Consider the following 19,056-nt stretch of genomic DNA (forward strand, 5'->3'; position numbering starts at 1 on the left):
CGAGCCCGTTTTTATTTTGAGGTCCCCATGTCCCAACCCCGCATCGAAATCTACGTCACCACCATCTGCCCCTACTGCGTCCGGGCCAAAACCCTGCTGCAAAAAAAGGGGCTGCAATACGTCGAGATCAATGCCGAGGATCCCGCCGTTCGCGCCGCCATGGTCGAGCGGGCGGGGGGGATGCGCACCGTGCCGCAGATCTTCATCGGGAAGACCCACGTCGGCGGCTGCGACGACCTCTACGCGCTTGAAAAAGCCGACAAGCTCGATCCCCTGGTCGCCGCCGAGGCGGCCCAAGCGGCAGGCTAACGGGGGCGAACGTGACGCAAGCGGCAGGTTGGTCCCTCAAGGTACGCATCCTCTCGATGGGGCCTGCCCCCTTTGCCGAAACGGCGGCGGCGGCGCGCAGTTGTTACAGCGCGAGGCCCGTTCTGCCCGAGGGGCTCCCCCCCGAACGTTGGGGCGACCTGCTTGCCTCGATCATCCAGGCGGGCCATCACACCACGCTCGCCCACACCCACATCACCTTCCTGGTCGAGGGGCTCTCCCGCCACTGCATTTGGGCCTTTTTGCATCGCCACCCCTTTTACAACTCTGAGCAGGTCTCCCAGCGTTACGTCGCGGTCGCGGTTGATGCGATGGCGGTCCCCCCCGGATTGCCTCCGGCGGCGGCGAACCGCTTTCGCCAGGGGATGACCGCGATGATGGCCGCCTACCAAACCATGACCGAGGCGCTACGCCCGGCGGCCCACGCCCAGTGGAGCGAGCGGTTCCCCCCCAAACGCAAGGGGTTCGAGCGCGATGTCGGCAAACGGGCGATGGAGTCGGCCCGCTACCTGCTGCCGCTGGCGGTGACCGCCCACCTGCACCATACGGTCAGCCTGCTCACCCTGATGCGGCTGCACGCCGCCGCCCCCCTGTGCGAAACCCCCGATGAGGCAGGGGCGCTGACCCGCTTGATGGTCGAGGCGGTCATCGCCATCGATCCCGAGATCGCCCGGTTTATCCCCGGGCCGGTCGCCCGCGATCCCCAGCCCGAGGTCGATCCCGGTTTTGTTGCCGATTTCGACGCCCGGTTGGGCAAGCGCACCAGCCTGCTCGTCCATGCCACCGACAACGGCGACCGGGCATTGGCCGAGGGGGTGCGGGCCGCCATGGGGCAAACCCAGGCGACCATGAGCGACGTCGAGGCGATCGCCTGGGGGCTCGATCCGGCCCGCAATCCGCTGCTCGGTCTACCCTTCAATCTGACCGAGCACGACGCCCGGCTGACCGCCCTGCACCACGTCCATTACACCTTCCATAAAAAGCTTTCCCACACCGCCGACAGTCAGAACCAGCGCCACCGTATGACTCCGGCGACTCGGCCCCGGTTGGTCGATCAAGTCGGCGAAAATCCCGAAACCATCGACCCTTCGTTGTTGGCGGGGGCCGACGAAGCCGTGCAGGCCGAGTATCGACAGGCGCTGGAGGCGGGGTTCGTCGCCTGGCGTGAGGTGCTGGCCTTGGGGGGGGATCCCCTCGACGCCGCCTACCTGCTGCCCAACGCGGTGGCGGTGCGGATGGTCGAGTCGGGGGATCTGGCGGCGCTGCGTCACAAGATGGCGATGCGGCTGTGTTTCAACGCGCAAGAGGAGATCTGGCGGGCGGCGGTGGAGGAGGCGGTGCAGATCGGTCAGCGTCATCCCGAGATTGGCAAGCTGCTCCTCCCCCCCTGCACCATCCGCGACCGGGCCGGGGTGCGCCCCTTGTGCCCCGAGGGGGAGCGCTACTGCGGGGTGCCGGTGTGGAAATACGAGATCCAAGAATGGGAGCGGGTGATTTGAGAGGGGCGCCTGCGCAGATCAAACCCAACCAAAACCGCCATAAGTAATTATTGAATATATGTGTCATACCGTTGACCCCACGATCCAACGGGAGTAGACCTATGCCTCGGTCGATGGCTTCTTAGAGGCTCCATCGAGCCCAGCCGTTGGCGATGGAGGGTACGTCTCATGACGAAAAGGATTGGCATTGCTGCCCTGGTTTTGCTCGGGGCTCTCACCCCACTTGTGGGGTCGGCGGCAACCGCAACCGCCGACTACGCCATGTTCAAGCGGAGCATCGCCCCCACCTACGCCTGGGGTGAGAACGGTGTCCTGACGATCCCCAAGGCGCAGCCCATCGGGCGCTACAACCTCTATGGCGCCGCAAGCGGTTTCGACGCGGGGAGCATCCAGGGCGAGAAGGTCTACAACACGAAAGCGACCTTCGTGCTCGGCACTTCCGAAGATGTCGAGATCGGCTACACCAAGAACCAGTTGATTTGGAACAACGGCGACCGCACCGACCTGGATGCCGACGTTTTTCACCTCAAGGCGCGGATCCTCAATCTGAGCGAGTACTTCCTGCCTCAGATCTCTATCGGCACCGTCGGGGTGTCGATGAGGCAAAACCAGTTCACCTCCAGCAGCAGCGTTTTGTTCAATCCCTTCCTGGTCGCCACCTCCCGCATTCCCCTGTTCACCGAAAGCGCGATCCTGTCGCTCACCGTCGACGCCGAGCAGATCTACCTCAACGGCGAGGCGACCTCGACCTTCTACAACGCCGGGATCGATCTTTCCCTGTTCGACGAGGTGCTGATCGTTGCCGCCGAGGTGCAGGGGGCGGGGAAGAAAAACGCCGATCCCATCGTCAACGTCGCAGCCCGAATCAAGCTGTTTGAGGTGCTCAGTGTCGGGGCGGGTCAATACAACATGACCAAGGGGGCCTACGACGCCAGGGTGCCGGGCAGCAGCGCCTACTTTGTGGGGTTCGTTGCGTTGCAATTACCCCTGGGCGATTGGACCGGCGAGGGGAGGGAATAAGCCATGACAACCCTATATGGACCCAAAAACACCATGGCCACAACCGGTCGCTGGCTCGGTTTGGGCGTTCTGGCCGCGGCCATCCTGGGCGTGTTGATGAGCGGCTGCGGCAAGATCCGCGACCTGCCGGTCGACAAGCCGATCACCCTGCTCAACGGCAACATGCAAGAAACCAAGCAGTTCGACATGCTCGACACCCTTTATGTGCAGTTGGCCGGTTTGAGTGTCAACCAGATGTATACCGTTCAGGCGCTCGACCCGTCGGGTCAGCTGATCTCGACCCTGTCGCTGCTCGCCGACGAAAACGGGGTGATCCCCCCCGCAGCGCTGTGGTACGACGTGGGGCTGCGCAAGACGGCGGCCGGGGCGACCACCTCCCAGCCCGACACCGGCGGAACGCTCTCGGTGCAAGCCTTCAACATCCACGTTACCGGCAACGACGGTACCGATTACACCGAGCCCTTCTACATCGTTTATTCCAACAACAACGTCGGTCAGCAACCCCGCCCGGTGGTTTGGGCGACCAGCTCGGCGACCCGCGACGCCGGATTCGAAAACGCCTTCGAGGAGAGTGGGACGACCGACAACCTGGGCGCGGCGGGCAAAACCAAGGTCTATCTTGAGGCCCGTCACCTGCCCGCCGCCGTCAATGGGGCGGCGACCACGGCGGTCGACGTGTACATCCTTCCGGCTAAGGGGGCGGGGGATGTGTGGAACGACGGCGACACCCTGGGCGACAAATACGTGATTCGGCAGTTGGGGGTGGCGGTGGCCGACGACGGCTCGGGGGCCAAGGAGTTCGCCAATCCGGTGCTGATTTGGGATCTCGACAACCCCTTGACCCCGCTCATCAACCCCACCGAGAACAACAACAGCTACGACATCGTCGTCGACGTCAATCGTAACGGGGTGTTTGACCTGGGCGACGACCTCAACGGCGACGGGGTGACCGATCATTACGTCGACGGCATCGATGGTCAGGGGGTGATCGGTTTCATCGTCACCAACACCCCGGCCAACGATTTCTTCGCCACCGTCACCGACGCCAGCGGCGCCCAGAGCGACACCCTGCCCGATGGGCAAAGCAACAGCGATCAACTCGCGCTGACGCTGGATAACCTCCCCTTCGGTGCGGCGCCGGTCATCCACCTGTACCAGCACCTGACCACCACCGATGCCGTTCCCCCCATCAACCTGACGGTGCAACCGGCCAACGGCACCACTCATCTGCTCGACTACGTCAACGCCACCCTGTTTGTCGATACCACCTCGGCGTTGGCGGTCCAGTACCCCACCGGGGTGACCACCCCGGCGACGGTCGCCTACGACCTGACGGTGACCGGAATCGGGGCGACGAACTACACCAAAACCATCAAGGTGGTTCATCCCGCCACCGCCCTGATCCCGACCAACGGCACCGTCGACACCCAGGTTTTCGACGAGACCGGCACCGGCGGCGGCAACACCAAGGTCTATGTGCGCACCGTGACCTCAGGGCTGACGGGTGGCGCCACGGCGACGGTGTATGTGGTCCCCCACGCGACCGCCTGGAACAACGGCGACCGACTGAGCCCCTTCACCACCCAAACGGCGACGACGGTGCCTTTGGCGGGCGACCTGAACCAGCTGCTGGTTTGGGATCTCGACGCCTCGCCGCAATTGGTCAACCCGACCGCCGCCAACAACGGCTACGACCTGGTGGTCGACGCCGACAACAACGGGATCTACACCGCCGGGGTCGATTTGTTGGCGAGCTTGGGCTTTTCGGTGCGCGACACCACCGCCAACAGCATAGCCAACCTCATCTTCGCCAACATCGCCTCGGGAGGGGTCTTCAACTACGTGTGGTGGGATCACTGGACCTGGTCGAACAACCCCCGTGATTTCGACTACCGCGACAGCTTCCACGCCAACGGTTTAGATACGAAGTATGCCTACGGCGGCGCCGGAACGCCGAGCGGCTACGGCATCAAGGCGGTTTGGAATCCCTACCTGCGCTCGAACTGGAGTGTGGTACCCGCCAACACCCCGTCGATCTACGACGGGCAGTGGGTCGATGTTTACATCGTCAATGCCGCCACCGCCGACTTGAGCGCCAATGCGGCGCTGGGCAGCGGCGGCAATGCCGACGTGGCGGGGGGCAAAAAGACGATGCCGGTGCAGCGCAGTTGCTGGAACGGCGCCTGCCAGCAGAACATCTGGTCGCCCAACTTCACGGTCGGCAGTTACTTCGTCATCGTCGACATCAACCGCGATGGCTTACTTACCGAGGGGGTCGACATGGTCGATGCTGTGCGGCAGGACGGCACCACCATCGCTCAGGATCCCTCCGTGGTCGGGTTCTCGGTGGTGCCGTAAACCGCAAGACATGGCCGGTCAACCTGGGGAGGGCGCTTGCGCCCTCCCTTTTTTTTGGGCTTGATGGCGGGGTTCATGGGGGCGGTTTGCGGGGGAGGGGAAGATGAGTCCAGGGGTGCGGGCGGTACGGTTCATCATCAGCGGTCGGGTGCAGGGGGTTTGGTTTCGCGACTCCATGCGCAAAGAGGCGGAGCGGCTGGGGATTCAGGGCTGGGTGCGCAATCGTCCCGACCGCAGCGTCGAGGCGGTTGCGCAAGGGGAGTCGGAGCGGGTCGAGGCGCTGATCGCCTGGGCCTGGCAGGGGCCGCCGATGGCCCGAGTGGAGGAGGTGGTGGTGGAAGAGATCGCGGCCGATCCGGGGGTCGATGGGTTTCGGGTGCGGGGGTAGAGGGGGGTAGGGCAAGGCGAAAAGCGCCTCCCGACCGTACCCCCCTAGGGAGACGCCGATTTATTCGGCGCTTCCGAGCAACCCACGGATGGGCTGCCACGTGGTGCGCTGTCGTAGGAGGCGACTCTGTCGCCGAAGCGCTGCTTCGGGTTCATGAACTTTTGAGCATTTATTTCGAGGTGGTATCGATCTTGAAACTCGGCAAGCGCTTGCAACGGATCGAAGCGATGGTTGCGCCGGAGTACGCCCACATTTGGGATTGTTGCTGCGACCATGGCTTGCTCGGGGCCTCGTTGTTGGCCCGACAAGCGGCCCCAACGATTCATTTTGTCGATACCGTCCCCAAACTCATGGACGAGTTGGAGGCCAAGCTGCAACGGTTTTTCCCCGATGTGCCCGCGCAGTACCAAACCCACTGTCGTGACGTGACCACCCTGCCGCTTTGGCAATATGTGGGACGCCAGCTGGTGATCATCGCCGGCGTCGGCGGGCAAGCGATGGCCGGGATGGTCGCATCGCTGCATCGGCAATGCCGCACGACCGCCATCGATTTTTTGCTCTGCCCCGTGCGCGATCAATTTGCGCTGCGCCAACAACTCATTCGGCTCGATTTCGGCCTGATCGATGAGGTGTTGCTGGAGGAAAATCGCAGGTTCTACGAAATCCTGTGGGTCTCCTCGGGGGGCGATCCGCAACGACCTAGGGTCAGTGCCGTCGGGGAATCGTTTTGGCAAACCGACTGCGTCGAACAGGCCAAGGTCGCAGCCGATTACCTGAGCAAAACCTTGGACCATTATCGCAGGATGCAGCGGGGGAGGGGTGCAGAAGTGGGGATTGTTATTGAGGCTTATCGGGGGGTAAGGACGTGAGCGTTCGAAGACCCACTCGGATCAACCTGTGGTTTGGGAAGGTTGCACCTCTATATCGTTCCGGCTGGATGATGGATGAAGCTTGATGTGCCGTGGGGCAACGGGTCATCGGATATGTTGGTTACGGGGTGAGGGATGTAGCTGATACATGGGTATGTGGCGCATGATCGTTTTCAACCCAGAGGTGGTTCAAATATTTGCGGGAAACGAGACCTTCCTGCGTTTGCCCGTTGAGGGGTTGCTCTTTGACTTCCCCTCCTCCGGATGCAACCAAGCATGCAAAAATCCCTGCAAATGGGGGCGCAGCAAACCCTCCTCCTCAAGGTAAGCCTGTAGCGATTTGAGTTCGGTTGCGTGCTCATCCTCCCCCAAAATCCCTTGGGCCAGCGCCCAGTCAAGCCAGACCAGCCAGGTGTTGAGTACATCGGTTTCACAGTAATCGCGCACGTCGGCGCGCTGCCCGCCAAACCATTTTTCCAGCACCTTCGAGCCGTCCAATCCGAATTTGCCGGGGTAGCCCAGCGCCACCGCCACCTGATCGAGCTTGGCGCCGCTGCGGGCCTGAAAGTTGGCAAGCACATCCATCAGGTCGGTGTGGCGGCGCTGGTAGCGGCCCCAGTAGTTGTCGAATTTGGCATGTTGGCTGGTGGTGTCAAAGAAGGTGGGGCCGGGGATGCGATTGAGCATGGCACGGTGGTGCAGCACCGGCAGATCGAAGCCGCTGCCGTTCCAGCTCACCAGCAGGGGCCGTTTTTCCATGGCGTGCAGAAACTTGGTAATCAGCGCTGCCTCGTCGTCCTCGGCGGCGCCGAGCGCCCGAACCTTGAAGCTGCCGTCGGGGTGCCGCCAGGTCATGGCGATGGCCACGATCTTGTGGAACAGCGGTTTGAGGAAGTCGCTGCCGCCGGTCTCCCCTTTGCGCCGAATCAGCATCTTCTCGGCCACGGTGCGGTCGTCCCCCGTCAAACCCCAGAGCCGCCTGCCCAGATCGACATCGGGGACCGTCTCTAAATCGAAGACCGCAACCGGTTCGTGGAAGGGGGAGGCGATGCGGGGGGCGGGGGACCAGGTCATGGGGTGCTCCTGCACGTGTTGAAAGAGGTTTGCGGCTTGCGTCGTGGGACGAAGGGTCCAAAGATTACCCCCCATCTAGGGGGCGGGGTCCAGCCCCGATTGGGGTCGTTCCATTCTGGGGCGGCCAAGTGTGGAGGTCACCATGTTCGGACTCGGCACCACCGAGCTTATGCTGATTTTGGTCATCGTCATCGTCCTTTTCGGGGCCAACAAGCTGCCCGCCCTCGGCTCGGGGATCGGCAAGGCGATCAAAGGGTTTCGTAGCAGCATGAAGGACGATGAGCCCAGCGCGAAGGGGGATGATGCCCCCCGCATGACCCAGGCCGCTGCGCCGCAGCCCCCCGTTCGCACCCCTTCGGACGAAAAGACCACCCCCTCCGCATGACCACCCAGGCGTTGCCGCCGGGCGAGGAGGAGGCCCCTCAGGGGCAGCCCCTGCTCGAACATCTGCGCGAGCTGCGTAAGCGAATCATCGTCGTTATGGCGATTCTCGCCGTCGGGGTGGCGGTTTGTTTTGAGTATGCAGACCCCCTCTACCGCGTGCTGATGGCCCCCTTGGTCGAGGCGATGGGCGATTCGGGCAAGCTGATCTACACCGGCCTGCCCGAGGTCTTCTTCACCTACCTCAAGGTGGCAATCCTGGCCGCCTTCATCCTGACCAGCCCCCTGACCTTCTACCAAATCTGGGCCTTTGTGGCGCCGGGGTTGTACCGTTCTGAGAAACGGGGTTTTTTGGCCTTTGTGGTCGGCTCGGTGGGGCTTTTTGCGCTGGGGGCGGCGTTCGCCTACTTCCTGGTCTTCCCCCTGATCTTCAAGTTCTTCCTCGGTTTTGCCAACGAGACCATCGAGGCGCTTCCCGCAGTGAAGGAGTATCTCAGTCTGGTGGTGAAGTTGATTTTTGCCTTTGGGGTGGCCTTCGAGGTGCCGCTGATTTGTTTGGTGTTGGCCAAGGTAGGGATCCTGACCCCACGGGCGATGGCCGAAAAACGGCGCTATGTTTATGTGGGCATGTTCGTGATCGGCGCCCTGCTCACCCCCCCCGATGTTATCAGTCAGGTGATGCTCGCCATCCCCATGATTCTGCTCTTCGAAGTGGGGGTGGCGCTGGCCCGCTGGATCTATCCCGAATCGCAGGAGGACGAAACCTCTTCCGCGTAAAAGTCTCGTAACAATCGGGGTTTTTCTATGAATAAAAACCTCAATCCTTGATTTTCGGGGGGGGGTCCAGCATGCTTGCCCCACTGCAATCGAGGCATAACGCAAGATCCTCTAATCCCAAGTTCCCTTCGATAAGCCGTACCGTCCCGTGCTGAATGAACAGGCAGGCGGAGCGGACTTTTACCCGACCGACCTGGAGGACCTATGACCATCAGAACCTGGATCGCTATGGCTGCCGCCACCGCGTGGCTCGTCTCCTGTGCCCCAACCCCCCCCGTCGAGGAGGAGCCGGTGGCCAAACCTGCCGACCAGGGTCAGACCGCCCCTACCGATACCGGCAGCACGATGGAGGGTCAGGGGGTTGGTGATGGCTCCGATGTGGCTGCTGGTGATGTGACGGATGATGTGGCGGGCGATCAAACCGGGCAGCAGGGGGGCGATCAGGCGGTCGCCCAGGATCAAACCCCCGTGGTGCTTGAGCCGAGTCATACCATTTACTTCGACTTTGACCGCTCCGAGATTCGCCCCGGCGACCGGGCGATTCTTGAAGCCAATGCAGAGTGGCTCAAGGCCAACGGCAACGTCACGGTGATCCTTGAAGGGCATTGCGACGAGCGGGGTACTCGGGAGTACAACCTGGGTCTGGGCCAACGCCGTGCCGATTCCGCCCTTAAGGTGCTGGTTGCCCTCGGAGTCAACGCCAGCCAGATTCAGACCGTCAGTTATGGCGAGGATCGTCCCGTCGATCCAGGCCACAACGAAGATGCCTGGGCCTTGAATCGCCGGGTTGAGCTGGTCATTCAGTAACCCCGATTCGATCCGTCCGTTTTGGGGAGGCGTTCCGGGTGGGACGCCTCCCCCAGTTTCGACCCCCGGAGGGCCCATGAGGCCGTCCGGGGGTCTTTTCGCTTCGAGACGCTGCACATGCTTGGTCGTATCTCCCACCATTTGCTGCTGCTTGCCGCCTGTGCCTGCGCCCTGACCGGGTGTGTGACCGCCGATGATCTGTTGGCGGTCCAGGCCCAGGTCGACGAAAACCGTGACCGTGTCTCCGCCTTGGAGCGCCGCCTAGAGGCGGTCGAGGCCCGGTTTACTCAAGCTCAAAAAGAGCTGGGGATTCAGCAGAAGGGGATGGTTTCGCGCATCGGCGAGGTCGAAGAGATCCGCAGCAGCTTGGCCTTCGTGCAGGGTCAGGTCGACACGGTGATGCACCGTCAAGATGGGGTCGATCAGGGGGCCAAGCGGCTGCGCGCCGATGTCGACTTGCGCCTGCAAGACATCGAAACGGCGCTCGACCGGCTGCAAAAGCAAGTCGAACGGGCCGTCAACCAACCCACGCCCCCCGTGGCTGCCAGTTCGGGGGCAACGACGACGGCGGGATCGCAAAAGGCGCCCAAGGATCTCTACACCGACGCCTATCTGTTGCTCAAGGCCGGCGAGTTCGAACACGCCATCGCCGCGTTTACCAAATTCCTTGAGATCCACCCCGATACCGAGTTCTCCGACAACGCCCAGTACTGGTTGGGGGAGAGCTACTACGCCCTGGGTCGCTACGACCGGGCGGCGGTCGAGTTCACCCGCTCGATCCAGAAGTACCCCAAGGGGAAGAAGCTGGCCGCCAGCACCTTGAAGTTGGGCTACAGCTATCAGGCGTTGGGTCAAACCGACGACGCCAGGGCTGCCTACAACAAGGTTGTCGGCGATTTCCCCGGTACCCCCGAAGCGGCCAAGGCCGCCGACAAACTCAAAGAAATCGATGCGGCGACAAGCCACTGATCGGTTTTCCTGAGTTCATGCCAACTGGGGTCCGCGTGGTCACCGAAATCCAACTCTCCGTCGCCGAGATCTACCGCTCCCTGCAAGGGGAGACCAGCCGGGTGGGGTGCCCCACCGTGTTGGTCCGCTTGGCCGGTTGCCCATTGCGTTGCGTCTGGTGCGACACCCCCGGAGCGCTGCTGAGCGAGCAGGGCAAACCGATGTCGGTCGAGGCGATCCTGGCGGCAGTAGCGCAGGCGGGGGCTGGGGATGTGCTGCTCACCGGTGGGGAGCCTCTAGTCCAAGAGGGGGCCATCGCCCTGCTGGGTCGATTGGTCGATACCGGACGCAGGGCGCTGCTTGAGACCTCGGGGGCGTTGCCGATCCACGCGGTGCCACGCGGGGTGAAGATCATCATGGATCTCAAGGCGCCAGGATCGGGGATGGTGGAGCACAACCGACTTGCCAACCTCGGCCTGCTCGGCCCCGAAGATGAGATCAAGATCGTGGTGGCCGACCGGGCCGATTTCGACTGGGCGGTAGCGCTGTGTCGACAACACCGGTTGACGGAGCGTGTGGGGTCGGTGTTGCTCTCCCCGGCGGCGCCGGACACCTCGCCCCGCGAGCTGGCCCAATGGATCTTAGACAGCCGGATGAACCTGAGGCTGCAACTGCAAATGCACAAGATCGTGTGGGGGAGCGATGCCCAAGGGGTCTGACGGCGCAAATCAAACCAAGGCGGTGGTGCTGCTCTCGGGGGGGCTCGATTCGGCCACCGCCCTGGGCTATGCGGTCGCCTGCGGCTATCGGGTCACCGCCTTGAGTTTTCGCTACGGCCAGCGCCATCGCATCGAGCTGGAGGCTTCGCGTCGGGTCGCCCACCACTTTGGCATCACCGACCACCGCATCGTCGACCTGCCGGTCGAGGCGTTTTTGGGCTCCTCCTTGACCGGACAGGGTGAAGTCGGCAAGGGGGGGGTGCAGGCGGGGGTGATTCCGGCGACCTACGTCCCGGCCCGCAACACCATCTTTTTGTCGTTGGCCCTCGGGGTTGCCGAGGTGCTGGGAGCCCAGGCGATCTTCATCGGGGTCAACGCCGTCGACTACTCCGGTTACCCTGACTGTCGACCCGAGTTCATCGGCGCCTTTCAGGCGATGGCCGACCGGGCGACCAAGGCGGGGGTCGAGGGGGTGGGGCCTCGCGTCGAGGCGCCGCTGCTGCGGCTGACCAAGGGGCAAATCATTCAGCTTGGCAGCCGTTTGGGCGTCGACTACGGCTTGACCTCGTCGTGTTACGACCCGAGCGAAAGCGGCGCCCCCTGCGGCGGCTGCGACTCCTGCCGTCTGCGGGCCGAGGGATTTGCCGAAGCTGGTGTGCGTGATCCGCTGTTGGTCCGGGCATGAGCGAGGGATTAACCCTGTTCGATCTATTCGAGGAATTCCTCGACAGCCTCGACGACGGCGAGCGCAGGCAAGCCGAACGCTGGATCAACCTGTTCAAGTCGTACCTGGCCACCTATGGCGGCATTGCCGTTGAAGAAGAAGAGTGGGCCGAGGAAGAGGGGGAAGACTGGCCCGCCCCCGAACCCGACCTTGAGGACGAAGACGAAGGGGATGCCGCCGCCCCCTGGCTTTTTGTGCCGGTCGACCGGCTGGGGGAGGACCACGTCGCCGACTTTCTCGGCTGGTACCTGGTGCAGTATGTGGTGCTGACCACCGCCGAGGCAGGGGAGGCGGTGGCCTGGGTCGGTCGGGTGCTTGAATCCTTCCATCGGGCGGTGGGGAATACCTCGGGGCGACGCAAGGATTTCGACGATCTGCTTCAGTCGTTGGCCAACGATCTGCCCCGGGTGGTGCAGGCCAAAGAGGTGTTAACCCACGCCGTGCAATCGGGGACGATGCTCCCCCCGTTTGTGCGGGGGCGGCGGGTCGAGGGGTTTCAGGCAGGGTATTTCACGGTGGTCGAGGTCGGGGAGCGGGGGGTGCTCTTCGACGAGGTCGACCGGGGCACCCAGCTCGGTCCCCTGCCGTTGCCGCAGTATCTCAAAGATTTGCTCCGGATCGGGGACACCCTGAATCTGGAGCTCGGTTTACGAGGGGGGGTGTGGTCGCTGCTTGAGGTCGGCCACATCTACCCCCCCTGTATTTTCATCGGTGAAGGGGAACAAGGGCCATGAGCGCGAAGAAGCCGGTGACCTACAAAGAGGCCGGTGTCGACACCCACGCAGGTGCCGAGCTGGTCAACCGGATCAAACCCAAGGTCAAAGCGACCTTCCGTCCCGAGGTGATGGCCGATCTAGGGGGTTTCGGTGCCCTATTTCGCCCCGAACTTGCCGGGATGGAACGGCCGGTGTTGGTCTCCGCCACCGACGGTGTGGGGACGAAACTCAAGCTGGCCTTCATTTCAGGCAAGTTCGACACCGTCGGCATCGATCTGGTCGCCATGTGTGTGAACGACCTGGTGGTGCAGGGGGCCGAGCCGCTGTTCTTCCTCGACTACTTCGCCACCGGCAAGCTCGATGTTGGTGTGGCCGAGACGGTGGTCGGAGGAATTGCCGACGGCTGCACCATCGCCGGTTGCTCTCTGATCGGGGGCGAGACCGCCGAGATGCCCGATTTTTACAGCGCCGGGGAGTTCGATCTGGCGGGCTTTGCGGTCGGTGTGGTCGACGAGCCCAAGGTGATCGACGGCTCGAAGGTACGGGCGGGCGATGTGATTCTGGGGTTGCCGTCGTCCGGGGTGCACAGCAACGGCTTTTCTCTGGTGCGCCGCCTCTTCACCGAACAAGAGCTGTTGGCAGGGACGGAGGGCAGCCGCTGGGTCGACCGCCTGCTGACCCCCACCACGATCTATGTCAAACCGCTCTTGGCCTTGATCCAAAAGGTCGAGGTCCATGCCCTGTGCCACATCACCGGCGGCGGCTTTTACGAAAACGTCCCCCGGGTGATCCCCGAGGGGCTGGCGGCCGAGTTTACCTGGGGCTCCTGGCCGATGTTGCCGCTGTTCGACGAGATCCAGGATCGGGCCGCCATCGACCGGCGCGAGATGGCCTCCACCTTCAACTGTGGGGTGGGGATGATGGTGGTGCTGCCCGCCGCTCAGGCCGAAGCGGCCCAGGCCGCTTTAAATGAGGCGGGGTTGACCTCGTACCAGATCGGCAAGGTGACGACCCTGCAAAAAACCGGGGGGGAAAGGGTGCTCATCCATGGCATCTGACCGCGCTCGCCTGGGCATTCTGATCAGCGGCAACGGCACCAACATGCAGGCAATTGTGGCCGCTTGTCGCAGCGGAGCCATTGCGGGGCAGCCCGCCTTGATTCTGAGCAACCGGGCGGAGGCCCCCGGCGTCGCCTGGGCTCGGGAGCAGGGGTTGCCGGTGCAGGTGCTGGCCGGATCGGCCTATTCCGATCGGCGCAGTTACGACGACCAGTTGGTGAAGCTGTTGCAGGATGCGGGGGTCGGCACTGTCTGTTTGGCCGGCTATATGCGGCTGGTAACCCCGGTGCTGCTCGATGCCTTCCCAGGCAACGTGCTCAACATTCACCCCTCGCTCCTCCCCTCATTCAAGGGATTGGATGCCATCGGCCAAGCCTGGCGCCACGGGGTGCAGGTGGCGGGGGTGACGGTGCACTACGTCGACGAAGAGATGGACTCCGGCCCCATCATCGCCCAGGCGGCGTTGAGCGTTGATCCCGCCGACACCCTTGAAACGTTGACCGCCCGGATGCACCAACTCGAACACCGCATCTACCCCGGGGCGGTGGCGGCCCATGTGGCGGGGCGTCTGGTCATCGAGGGGCGCCGGGTACGGCAGATCGAACGGCGGTAGGGTGGATTGGCATTGCGCCTCCACCGTAAATATCGGAATTGAAACCATTTATTGGCCCAGGCGACCTTCGCCGGGCGCGATGTTTATCAAGAAGTAGGAGCAGACCATGCCTTTGACCGCGCGCGACATCATGACCACCGAACCTGTTGAGGTTTCTCCCGATACCCCCGCCTCCGATTTGGCCGAGATCATGGTCGAGCACGAGACGGTGGCGGTGGCGGTGGTCGACGAGCAGAAGCGTTTCATGGGGCTCGTGACCGAACGCGACCTGCTCGACCGCAACAAGCAGCTGCACATCCCCACCCTGATTACCATCTTCGACGCGGTGATTCCGCTCGAAGGGGTGCGCCGTTTCGACGCCGACCTGAAGAAGCTGACCGCCACCAATGCCGGCGACCTGGCCAATCCCGAGATGCCCTGCGTCAACCCCGACGCCCCCTTCGACACCGTTGCCACCGTGATGAGCGAGCGGGGGGTCGACGTGCTCCCCGTGGTGCAGGGGGAGCGTTTGCTCGGCATCATCGATCAGCAAGACATTCTGCGGGCGATCATCGCCATCCGGCGTGGCTACTCCAAGCCGCCCCAGGCGAAAAAAGGGCGTAGTTGAGCTCTGTCCTAGGACAACCGGGTCGCCATGCGATCCCGACCCTCGACGATGTGGCGGCGTTGGCTCAGGCCATCGCCGCCGAGCTTGTCCCCCCCGCGTTGATCCTTCTTTCCGGCCCCTTAGGGGCGGGCAAAAGTGAGTTGGTGCGCCAGCTGCTGCCGCTGCTTGGGGTGAGCGAGACCATCCTTTCGCCCACCTTTGGTTACCTGCGCTCCTATCCGGTGGGAACAACCACCTACCACCACTTCGATCTTTATCGGCTCGGCGACGAAGAGGAGCTTGAATTCCTCGGGGTGCGCGACCTCATGCGTCATGACGCGGTGTGGCTGGTGGAATGGCCCGAAAAGGCCCCTTCGCTCACCCATCACGCCACCGCCACCCTGACCTTCTCGGGGGATGAGGGTGACCGGATGGTAACCATCGAGCCGGGCCCCGGCCCCGACTGGCGCTGAGATGGCCGCCAAGAAGGGCGTGACAGCGCAAGAGCCGTTCACACTGGAACAACTGATCGCGGCTCGCGACACCTTGCATCTGCCTCCCCGCGCCACCTGGGCCCAGGTCGAGCGTTCGTTCAAGCGGTTGATGAAGCGTTACCATCCCGACCGGGCGACTACTCCCGACGAAGCAAGTGCATTCCATCTCAAGGCCCAAAAACTGATCGAGGCACGCGAGCTGCTCGCCCGTTTTCGGGAGGATGTTCCGATGCCCCTCACCGACGCCGGTTATTTCGAGGCCTACCCCGAGGAGCGCTGGAAATACACCGTCGGGGCGGCGCCGAGCCGCGAGCGGGGGGGACGATAGTTCACCCTGCGACGGAGCCGAAGCGGCTCAAGGCGTGGTCGATGAAACCGCGCACCTTGGGGGTCAGGTAGCGGGCGCTGGCGAAGACGACGTGGACCGGTGCCGGGGCGGGGTGCCACCCGGCAAGCACCGGAGCGAGCAGCCCCCGTTCGACCTGGGGGCGGGCCAACGGCATGGGGAGCAGGGCAATCCCCAACCCGGCCTCGGCGGCGTCGCGCACTGCGAAGCTGTTGTTGACCCGCAACCGGGCAGCCACCGCCACCTCGACGACCTCTTCCCCTTGGTGCAGACGCCATCCCGAACGGGCTGGTCCGCCGCTGAAGCGCAGCAGCGCGTGGTGCTCCAGCTCTGCGGGGGTTGCGGGGGCCCCCCGCCGTGCCAGGTAGTCGGGGGATGCGAACAGGGCGTGGTGCAGATCCCCCAGCTTGCGGGCAGCCAAACTGGAGTCGGGCAAGGCGCCCACCCGGATCGCTAGATCGAACCCCTCGTGCACCAGATCGACCACCCGCCCGGTGAATTCCGCCTCCACCTCGACCCGGGGGTAACGCTCCAAGTAACCGTCGATCCACCCCCCCACCTCGATCATGCCGAACTCCACCCCGCAGGTCAGCTTGAGCACCCCGTGGGGCTCCCCTTGAGCCTGCTGGACCATCGACTCGGCCTCCTCAACCGCCCCCAGAATCCCCACAGCCCGTTCGTAAAACTCCCTGCCCACCTCGGTCAGTGCTAGGGAGCGGGTGGTGCGTTCCAGCAGCCGCACCCCCAGCCGCCGTTCCATACGGGCGATGAGCCGCGAAAGATGCCCCTTCTGCATCCCCAGAATTTCGGCGGCACGGGTGAAGCTGCCGCTACGGACCACTTTGACGAAAGCGCCGAGTTCGTTCAGATCCATTGTTGCCTCATTGGGTAACAAAGAGTTGTTTTTCGCAGTATTTATTCATTAGCGCGGGGGAGCAACACTGCGGCCACCTTTTCACCGCACCCCAAGGAGCGCGCCATGAATACGCAAGCAACCCCCGCCACCCGCCGGATCGCCATCGTCCTGGCCAACCCCGCGATCTCCACCACCACCGGTTGGCCGGTCGGTTTTTGGTGGAGCGAATTGACCCACCCCTATCGGGTGCTGCGCGAACAGGGGTACGAGGTCGACCTCTTTAGTCCCCAAGGGGGGCGCTGCGTGGGGGACGCCATGAGCGATCCCGAAGATGCCAGCGGCTACAGCGCCGCAGACGCCGTCAGCCGCGAATTCATCCACGATCCACAGCTGCGGGGGTTGCTCGACAACACTGGCAAGGTCGCCGAGATCCGGGTGGACGACTACGACGCCATTCTGGTCGCGGGGGGGCAGTCGCCGATGTTTTCGTTCGAACAGGCGACAGATCTGCACGACACCTTCGTCGCCTTCCATCAGGCGGGCAAAATCGCCGCCGCCCTGTGCCACGGCAGCGCCATCCTCGCCTTCGCCAAACTGCCCGACGGGCGGTATCTGGCCGAAGGAAGGCAGGTCACCGGTTTTGCCAACGCCGAGGAGGATGCAGCCGATCAAGCCACCTGGAGCTACGGACTATTGCCTCAGGGGCAACATGTGATGCCCTGGCGAATCGAGGATCGGCTCAAGGGGTTGGGGGCCGATTTTGTCCAAGGCGAACCCTGGGGCCCCTTCGCGGTGCGTGACGGCAACCTGATTACCGGGCAGCAGAACAACTCGGGGGAGGCGACCGCCCGGCTGATCGCCGCCGCTCTGGAAGAGGCGGGGGGGCGGTCATGAACATCGCCATCGTCGGCGCGGGCAACGTGGGGCGGGCACTGACCCAAAGGTGGGCGGCGCGGGGGCTGCCGGTTGTGGTCGGGGTGCGCGACCCCGATCGCCACCATGAGACGATCCGAACCCTGGGGGGGCGCTGCGTGACGGTCGAACAGGCCATCGCGCAGGGGGATGTGGTGGTGCTCGCCGTGCCCTATGCCGCCGCGTTGGATCTGGTGCAGCGGCTGCCCGACTGGGGGGGCAAGGTGTTGGTCGATGCCAGCAATCCCCTGGCGCCTGGGTTGACCGGGCTGACGGTCGGGACCCAGAGCTCGGGGGGGGAACAGATCGCCCGATTGGCCCGTGGGGCGCGGGTGGTCAAGGCCTTCAACACCACCGGCGCCGAAAACATGGCCGACCCCCACTACGTGTTGGGGCGGCCGATGATGCCGGTTTGCGGCGACGATCCTGAGGCCAGGGGTGTGGTGTTGGATCTGGCCGAGACCCTCGGTTTCGAAGGGGTCGATCTCGGCACGTTGAGTTCGGCCCGCTACCTCGAACCGCTGGCGATGGTCTGGATTCACCGGGCCATCAAACTGGGGCAGGGGCGTGAATTCGCATTCGGATTGCTTCGGCGCGCGTAAAGCGTCGCGCCAAGGGGGAGGGGACGCCCGCACCGGTGTCCCTTCTGCCGCAAGGCGAATGGGGCCACCATGGCGGCCCAAAAGCGTCCAGGTTTCCCGTGAGGCCGCCATGCCCCTGCTTTGCATCGCCCACCGTGGCGCCAGCGCCGAGTTCCCCGAAAACACCCTGCCCGCCTTCGCCCGCGCCCTTGAACTGGGGGCCGACGGGATCGAGTTCGATCTGCATCTGAGCTTTGATGGGGTGTTGGTGGTCATCCACGACGAGACCCTGGCGCGGACGACCTCGGGTCAAGGCAGGGTCGCCGAGCACACCGCAGCGCAGCTGGCCGAACTCGGGGTGCCGACCTTGGAGCAGGTGCTCGATTTGGCCGAGGGGCGTTGCTTGCTCAACCTTGAACTCAAGGGGGTGGGGACGGGTGGGGCACTGGCCAAGTGGGCGACCGCCCGTCGCGCCGCAGTCCATTCCCCCCGGAATTGGCTGGTCTCCTCCTTCAACCGCAAGGAGCTTGAGGACTTCAAAGCGGGGGAGGGGATGGCGCCGTTGGGGTGGCTTTGCCGCCGTTTAAACGCGGTCGAGATCGCCACCGCACGGCAACTCGGGGCCTGGTCGGTCCACCCCGGTTGGCGGGGGCTGACGAGCCATGAGGTCGAAGAGGCTCGGAAGTCGGGATTCAACGTCATCCCCTACACCCTCGACACTCCTGAGCAATGGCAACGGGCGAGCGATTGGGGGTGCGACGGGGTGTTCAGCAATCGGGTCGAACCGTTGCTGACTTGGCGAGCGGATCGTTCTTAAGAAAACGCTGATTAAACGCTCTTGCCTTGAATCGGCACGCTGCGCAAAAAGCGTGCGATTGCGCCCCGCCCCCCCCGCAGCGTCATCCCCCCGCAGGCAATGTGGTAGGAGCGCCGCCCCCGGCGCGATTGCGTCTGATGCGACGAGGTAGGAGCGCCGCCCCCGGCGCGATTGCGTCCCGCCCCC

General features: G+C 63.9%; 23 protein-coding genes. 21 read left to right on the forward strand and 2 right to left on the reverse strand.

Annotated elements, in window-relative coordinates:
* Window positions 1-27: 27 nt before the first annotated feature.
* From AUJ55_01140 to AUJ55_01165, 6 genes are all read left to right on the forward strand, one after another.
* The gene (locus tag AUJ55_01140; protein OIO61163.1) at window positions 28-309 is read left to right on the forward strand and encodes a glutaredoxin 3; all 282 of its coding nucleotides are present in this window, start codon (window positions 28-30) and stop codon (window positions 307-309) included.
* 11 nt (window positions 310-320) lie between these two features.
* Window positions 321-1,826 carry a hypothetical protein gene (locus tag AUJ55_01145; GenBank protein ID OIO61164.1) on the forward strand — a complete coding sequence of 502 codons (1,506 nt, stop codon included), beginning with the start codon at window positions 321-323 and terminating at the stop codon, window positions 1,824-1,826.
* Between the two features lie 168 nt (window positions 1,827-1,994).
* Entirely contained in the window at window positions 1,995-2,846 is an 852-nt protein-coding gene (locus AUJ55_01150; GenBank protein ID OIO61165.1) for a hypothetical protein, read from the forward strand.
* A gap of 3 nt (window positions 2,847-2,849) precedes the next feature.
* On the forward strand, window positions 2,850-5,204 hold the full coding sequence (locus AUJ55_01155; protein ID OIO61166.1) for a hypothetical protein: 2,355 nt from the start codon (window positions 2,850-2,852) through the stop codon (window positions 5,202-5,204).
* A 103-nt stretch (window positions 5,205-5,307) separates the two neighbouring features.
* Window positions 5,308-5,592, forward strand: coding sequence for an acylphosphatase (locus AUJ55_01160; protein OIO61167.1), 285 nt, complete (start codon window positions 5,308-5,310; stop codon window positions 5,590-5,592).
* Between the two features lie 140 nt (window positions 5,593-5,732).
* On the forward strand, window positions 5,733-6,461 hold the full coding sequence (locus AUJ55_01165) for an SAM-dependent methyltransferase (GenBank protein OIO61188.1): 729 nt from the start codon (window positions 5,733-5,735) through the stop codon (window positions 6,459-6,461).
* Window positions 6,462-6,650: 189 nt separating this feature from the next.
* On the opposite strand, the gene AUJ55_01170 is transcribed toward AUJ55_01165, so the two are convergent.
* On the reverse strand, window positions 6,651-7,535 hold the full coding sequence (locus tag AUJ55_01170) for a hypothetical protein (GenBank protein OIO61168.1): 885 nt from the start codon (window positions 7,533-7,535) through the stop codon (window positions 6,651-6,653).
* Window positions 7,536-7,677: 142 nt separating this feature from the next.
* Here AUJ55_01170 and AUJ55_01175 point away from each other — a divergent pair, with 142 nt between their 5' ends.
* The 12 genes from AUJ55_01175 (at window position 7,678) to AUJ55_01230 (ending at window position 15,686) form a co-directional block, all read left to right on the forward strand.
* Entirely contained in the window at window positions 7,678-7,920 is a 243-nt protein-coding gene (locus tag AUJ55_01175) for a hypothetical protein (GenBank protein OIO61169.1), read from the forward strand.
* Window positions 7,917-8,693, forward strand: coding sequence for a twin arginine-targeting protein translocase TatC (locus tag AUJ55_01180; protein OIO61170.1), 777 nt, complete (start codon window positions 7,917-7,919; stop codon window positions 8,691-8,693). The genes AUJ55_01175 and AUJ55_01180 overlap by 4 nt, the downstream gene beginning before the upstream one ends.
* A 204-nt stretch (window positions 8,694-8,897) precedes the next feature.
* Complete coding sequence (locus tag AUJ55_01185) at window positions 8,898-9,500, forward strand: peptidoglycan-associated lipoprotein (GenBank protein ID OIO61171.1); 603 nt, start codon at window positions 8,898-8,900, stop codon at window positions 9,498-9,500.
* Between the two features lie 117 nt (window positions 9,501-9,617).
* Window positions 9,618-10,469, forward strand: coding sequence for a tol-pal system protein YbgF (locus tag AUJ55_01190; protein OIO61172.1), 852 nt, complete (start codon window positions 9,618-9,620; stop codon window positions 10,467-10,469).
* Between the two features lie 17 nt (window positions 10,470-10,486).
* Window positions 10,487-11,167, forward strand: coding sequence for a hypothetical protein (locus tag AUJ55_01195; protein OIO61173.1), 681 nt, complete (start codon window positions 10,487-10,489; stop codon window positions 11,165-11,167).
* The gene (locus AUJ55_01200) at window positions 11,151-11,852 is read left to right on the forward strand and encodes a 7-cyano-7-deazaguanine synthase QueC (GenBank protein ID OIO61174.1); all 702 of its coding nucleotides are present in this window, start codon (window positions 11,151-11,153) and stop codon (window positions 11,850-11,852) included. Before AUJ55_01195 ends, AUJ55_01200 begins: the two co-directional genes overlap by 17 nt.
* Window positions 11,849-12,625 (forward strand): hypothetical protein, encoded by a 777-nt coding sequence (locus AUJ55_01205; protein OIO61175.1) that lies wholly within the window; start codon window positions 11,849-11,851, stop codon window positions 12,623-12,625. The genes AUJ55_01200 and AUJ55_01205 overlap by 4 nt, the downstream gene beginning before the upstream one ends.
* Window positions 12,622-13,665, forward strand: coding sequence for a phosphoribosylformylglycinamidine cyclo-ligase (locus AUJ55_01210; protein ID OIO61176.1), 1,044 nt, complete (start codon window positions 12,622-12,624; stop codon window positions 13,663-13,665). The genes AUJ55_01205 and AUJ55_01210 overlap by 4 nt, the downstream gene beginning before the upstream one ends.
* Entirely contained in the window at window positions 13,655-14,278 is a 624-nt protein-coding gene (locus AUJ55_01215) for a phosphoribosylglycinamide formyltransferase (GenBank protein OIO61177.1), read from the forward strand. The genes AUJ55_01210 and AUJ55_01215 overlap by 11 nt, the downstream gene beginning before the upstream one ends.
* A gap of 106 nt (window positions 14,279-14,384) precedes the next feature.
* Window positions 14,385-14,885 carry a hypothetical protein gene (locus AUJ55_01220; protein ID OIO61178.1) on the forward strand — a complete coding sequence of 167 codons (501 nt, stop codon included), beginning with the start codon at window positions 14,385-14,387 and terminating at the stop codon, window positions 14,883-14,885.
* The gene (locus tag AUJ55_01225) at window positions 14,882-15,337 is read left to right on the forward strand and encodes a tRNA (adenosine(37)-N6)-threonylcarbamoyltransferase complex ATPase subunit type 1 TsaE (protein OIO61179.1); all 456 of its coding nucleotides are present in this window, start codon (window positions 14,882-14,884) and stop codon (window positions 15,335-15,337) included. The genes AUJ55_01220 and AUJ55_01225 overlap by 4 nt, the downstream gene beginning before the upstream one ends.
* Window position 15,338: 1 nt before the next feature.
* Window positions 15,339-15,686, forward strand: coding sequence for a hypothetical protein (locus tag AUJ55_01230; GenBank protein OIO61180.1), 348 nt, complete (start codon window positions 15,339-15,341; stop codon window positions 15,684-15,686).
* Between the two features lies 1 nt (window position 15,687).
* Here AUJ55_01230 and AUJ55_01235 read toward each other — a convergent pair whose 3' ends face one another.
* Complete coding sequence (locus AUJ55_01235) at window positions 15,688-16,578, reverse strand: hypothetical protein (GenBank protein ID OIO61181.1); 891 nt, start codon at window positions 16,576-16,578, stop codon at window positions 15,688-15,690.
* A 105-nt stretch (window positions 16,579-16,683) separates the two neighbouring features.
* Here AUJ55_01235 and AUJ55_01240 point away from each other — a divergent pair, with 105 nt between their 5' ends.
* From AUJ55_01240 to AUJ55_01250, 3 genes are all read left to right on the forward strand, one after another.
* Complete coding sequence (locus AUJ55_01240; GenBank protein OIO61182.1) at window positions 16,684-17,454, forward strand: type 1 glutamine amidotransferase domain-containing protein; 771 nt, start codon at window positions 16,684-16,686, stop codon at window positions 17,452-17,454.
* Complete coding sequence (locus tag AUJ55_01245; protein ID OIO61183.1) at window positions 17,451-18,074, forward strand: hypothetical protein; 624 nt, start codon at window positions 17,451-17,453, stop codon at window positions 18,072-18,074. Before AUJ55_01240 ends, AUJ55_01245 begins: the two co-directional genes overlap by 4 nt.
* Window positions 18,075-18,183: 109 nt before the next feature.
* Window positions 18,184-18,870, forward strand: coding sequence for a hypothetical protein (locus tag AUJ55_01250; GenBank protein OIO61184.1), 687 nt, complete (start codon window positions 18,184-18,186; stop codon window positions 18,868-18,870).
* Window positions 18,871-19,056 lie beyond the last annotated feature (186 nt).

Source organism: Proteobacteria bacterium CG1_02_64_396 (assembly GCA_001872725.1).
Classification (GTDB): domain Bacteria; phylum Pseudomonadota; class MNWR01; order CG1-02-64-396; family CG1-02-64-396; genus CG1-02-64-396.

Excerpts from the sequence above, each read along its gene's own strand:
- AUJ55_01190 (OIO61172.1), top strand. The coding sequence starts at position 9,618 with ATGCTTGGTCGTATCTCCCACCATTTGCTGCTGCTTGCCGCCTGTGCC.
- AUJ55_01195 (OIO61173.1), top strand. The coding sequence starts at position 10,487 with ATGCCAACTGGGGTCCGCGTGGTCACCGAAATCCAACTCTCCGTCGCC.
- AUJ55_01185 (OIO61171.1), top strand. The coding sequence starts at position 8,898 with ATGACCATCAGAACCTGGATCGCTATGGCTGCCGCCACCGCGTGGCTC.
- AUJ55_01205 (OIO61175.1), top strand. The coding sequence starts at position 11,849 with ATGAGCGAGGGATTAACCCTGTTCGATCTATTCGAGGAATTCCTCGAC.
- AUJ55_01235 (OIO61181.1), bottom strand. The coding sequence starts at position 16,578 with ATGGATCTGAACGAACTCGGCGCTTTCGTCAAAGTGGTCCGTAGCGGC.
- AUJ55_01250 (OIO61184.1), top strand. The coding sequence starts at position 18,184 with ATGCCCCTGCTTTGCATCGCCCACCGTGGCGCCAGCGCCGAGTTCCCC.
- AUJ55_01220 (OIO61178.1), top strand. The coding sequence starts at position 14,385 with ATGCCTTTGACCGCGCGCGACATCATGACCACCGAACCTGTTGAGGTT.
- AUJ55_01170 (OIO61168.1), bottom strand. The coding sequence starts at position 7,535 with ATGACCTGGTCCCCCGCCCCCCGCATCGCCTCCCCCTTCCACGAACCG.
- AUJ55_01155 (OIO61166.1), top strand. The coding sequence starts at position 2,850 with ATGACAACCCTATATGGACCCAAAAACACCATGGCCACAACCGGTCGC.
- AUJ55_01180 (OIO61170.1), top strand. The coding sequence starts at position 7,917 with ATGACCACCCAGGCGTTGCCGCCGGGCGAGGAGGAGGCCCCTCAGGGG.
- AUJ55_01240 (OIO61182.1), top strand. The coding sequence starts at position 16,684 with ATGAATACGCAAGCAACCCCCGCCACCCGCCGGATCGCCATCGTCCTG.
- AUJ55_01200 (OIO61174.1), top strand. The coding sequence starts at position 11,151 with ATGCCCAAGGGGTCTGACGGCGCAAATCAAACCAAGGCGGTGGTGCTG.
- AUJ55_01230 (OIO61180.1), top strand. The coding sequence starts at position 15,339 with ATGGCCGCCAAGAAGGGCGTGACAGCGCAAGAGCCGTTCACACTGGAA.
- AUJ55_01160 (OIO61167.1), top strand. The coding sequence starts at position 5,308 with ATGAGTCCAGGGGTGCGGGCGGTACGGTTCATCATCAGCGGTCGGGTG.
- AUJ55_01210 (OIO61176.1), top strand. The coding sequence starts at position 12,622 with ATGAGCGCGAAGAAGCCGGTGACCTACAAAGAGGCCGGTGTCGACACC.
- AUJ55_01175 (OIO61169.1), top strand. The coding sequence starts at position 7,678 with ATGTTCGGACTCGGCACCACCGAGCTTATGCTGATTTTGGTCATCGTC.
- AUJ55_01245 (OIO61183.1), top strand. The coding sequence starts at position 17,451 with ATGAACATCGCCATCGTCGGCGCGGGCAACGTGGGGCGGGCACTGACC.
- AUJ55_01150 (OIO61165.1), top strand. The coding sequence starts at position 1,995 with ATGACGAAAAGGATTGGCATTGCTGCCCTGGTTTTGCTCGGGGCTCTC.
- AUJ55_01215 (OIO61177.1), top strand. The coding sequence starts at position 13,655 with ATGGCATCTGACCGCGCTCGCCTGGGCATTCTGATCAGCGGCAACGGC.
- AUJ55_01140 (OIO61163.1), top strand. The coding sequence starts at position 28 with ATGTCCCAACCCCGCATCGAAATCTACGTCACCACCATCTGCCCCTAC.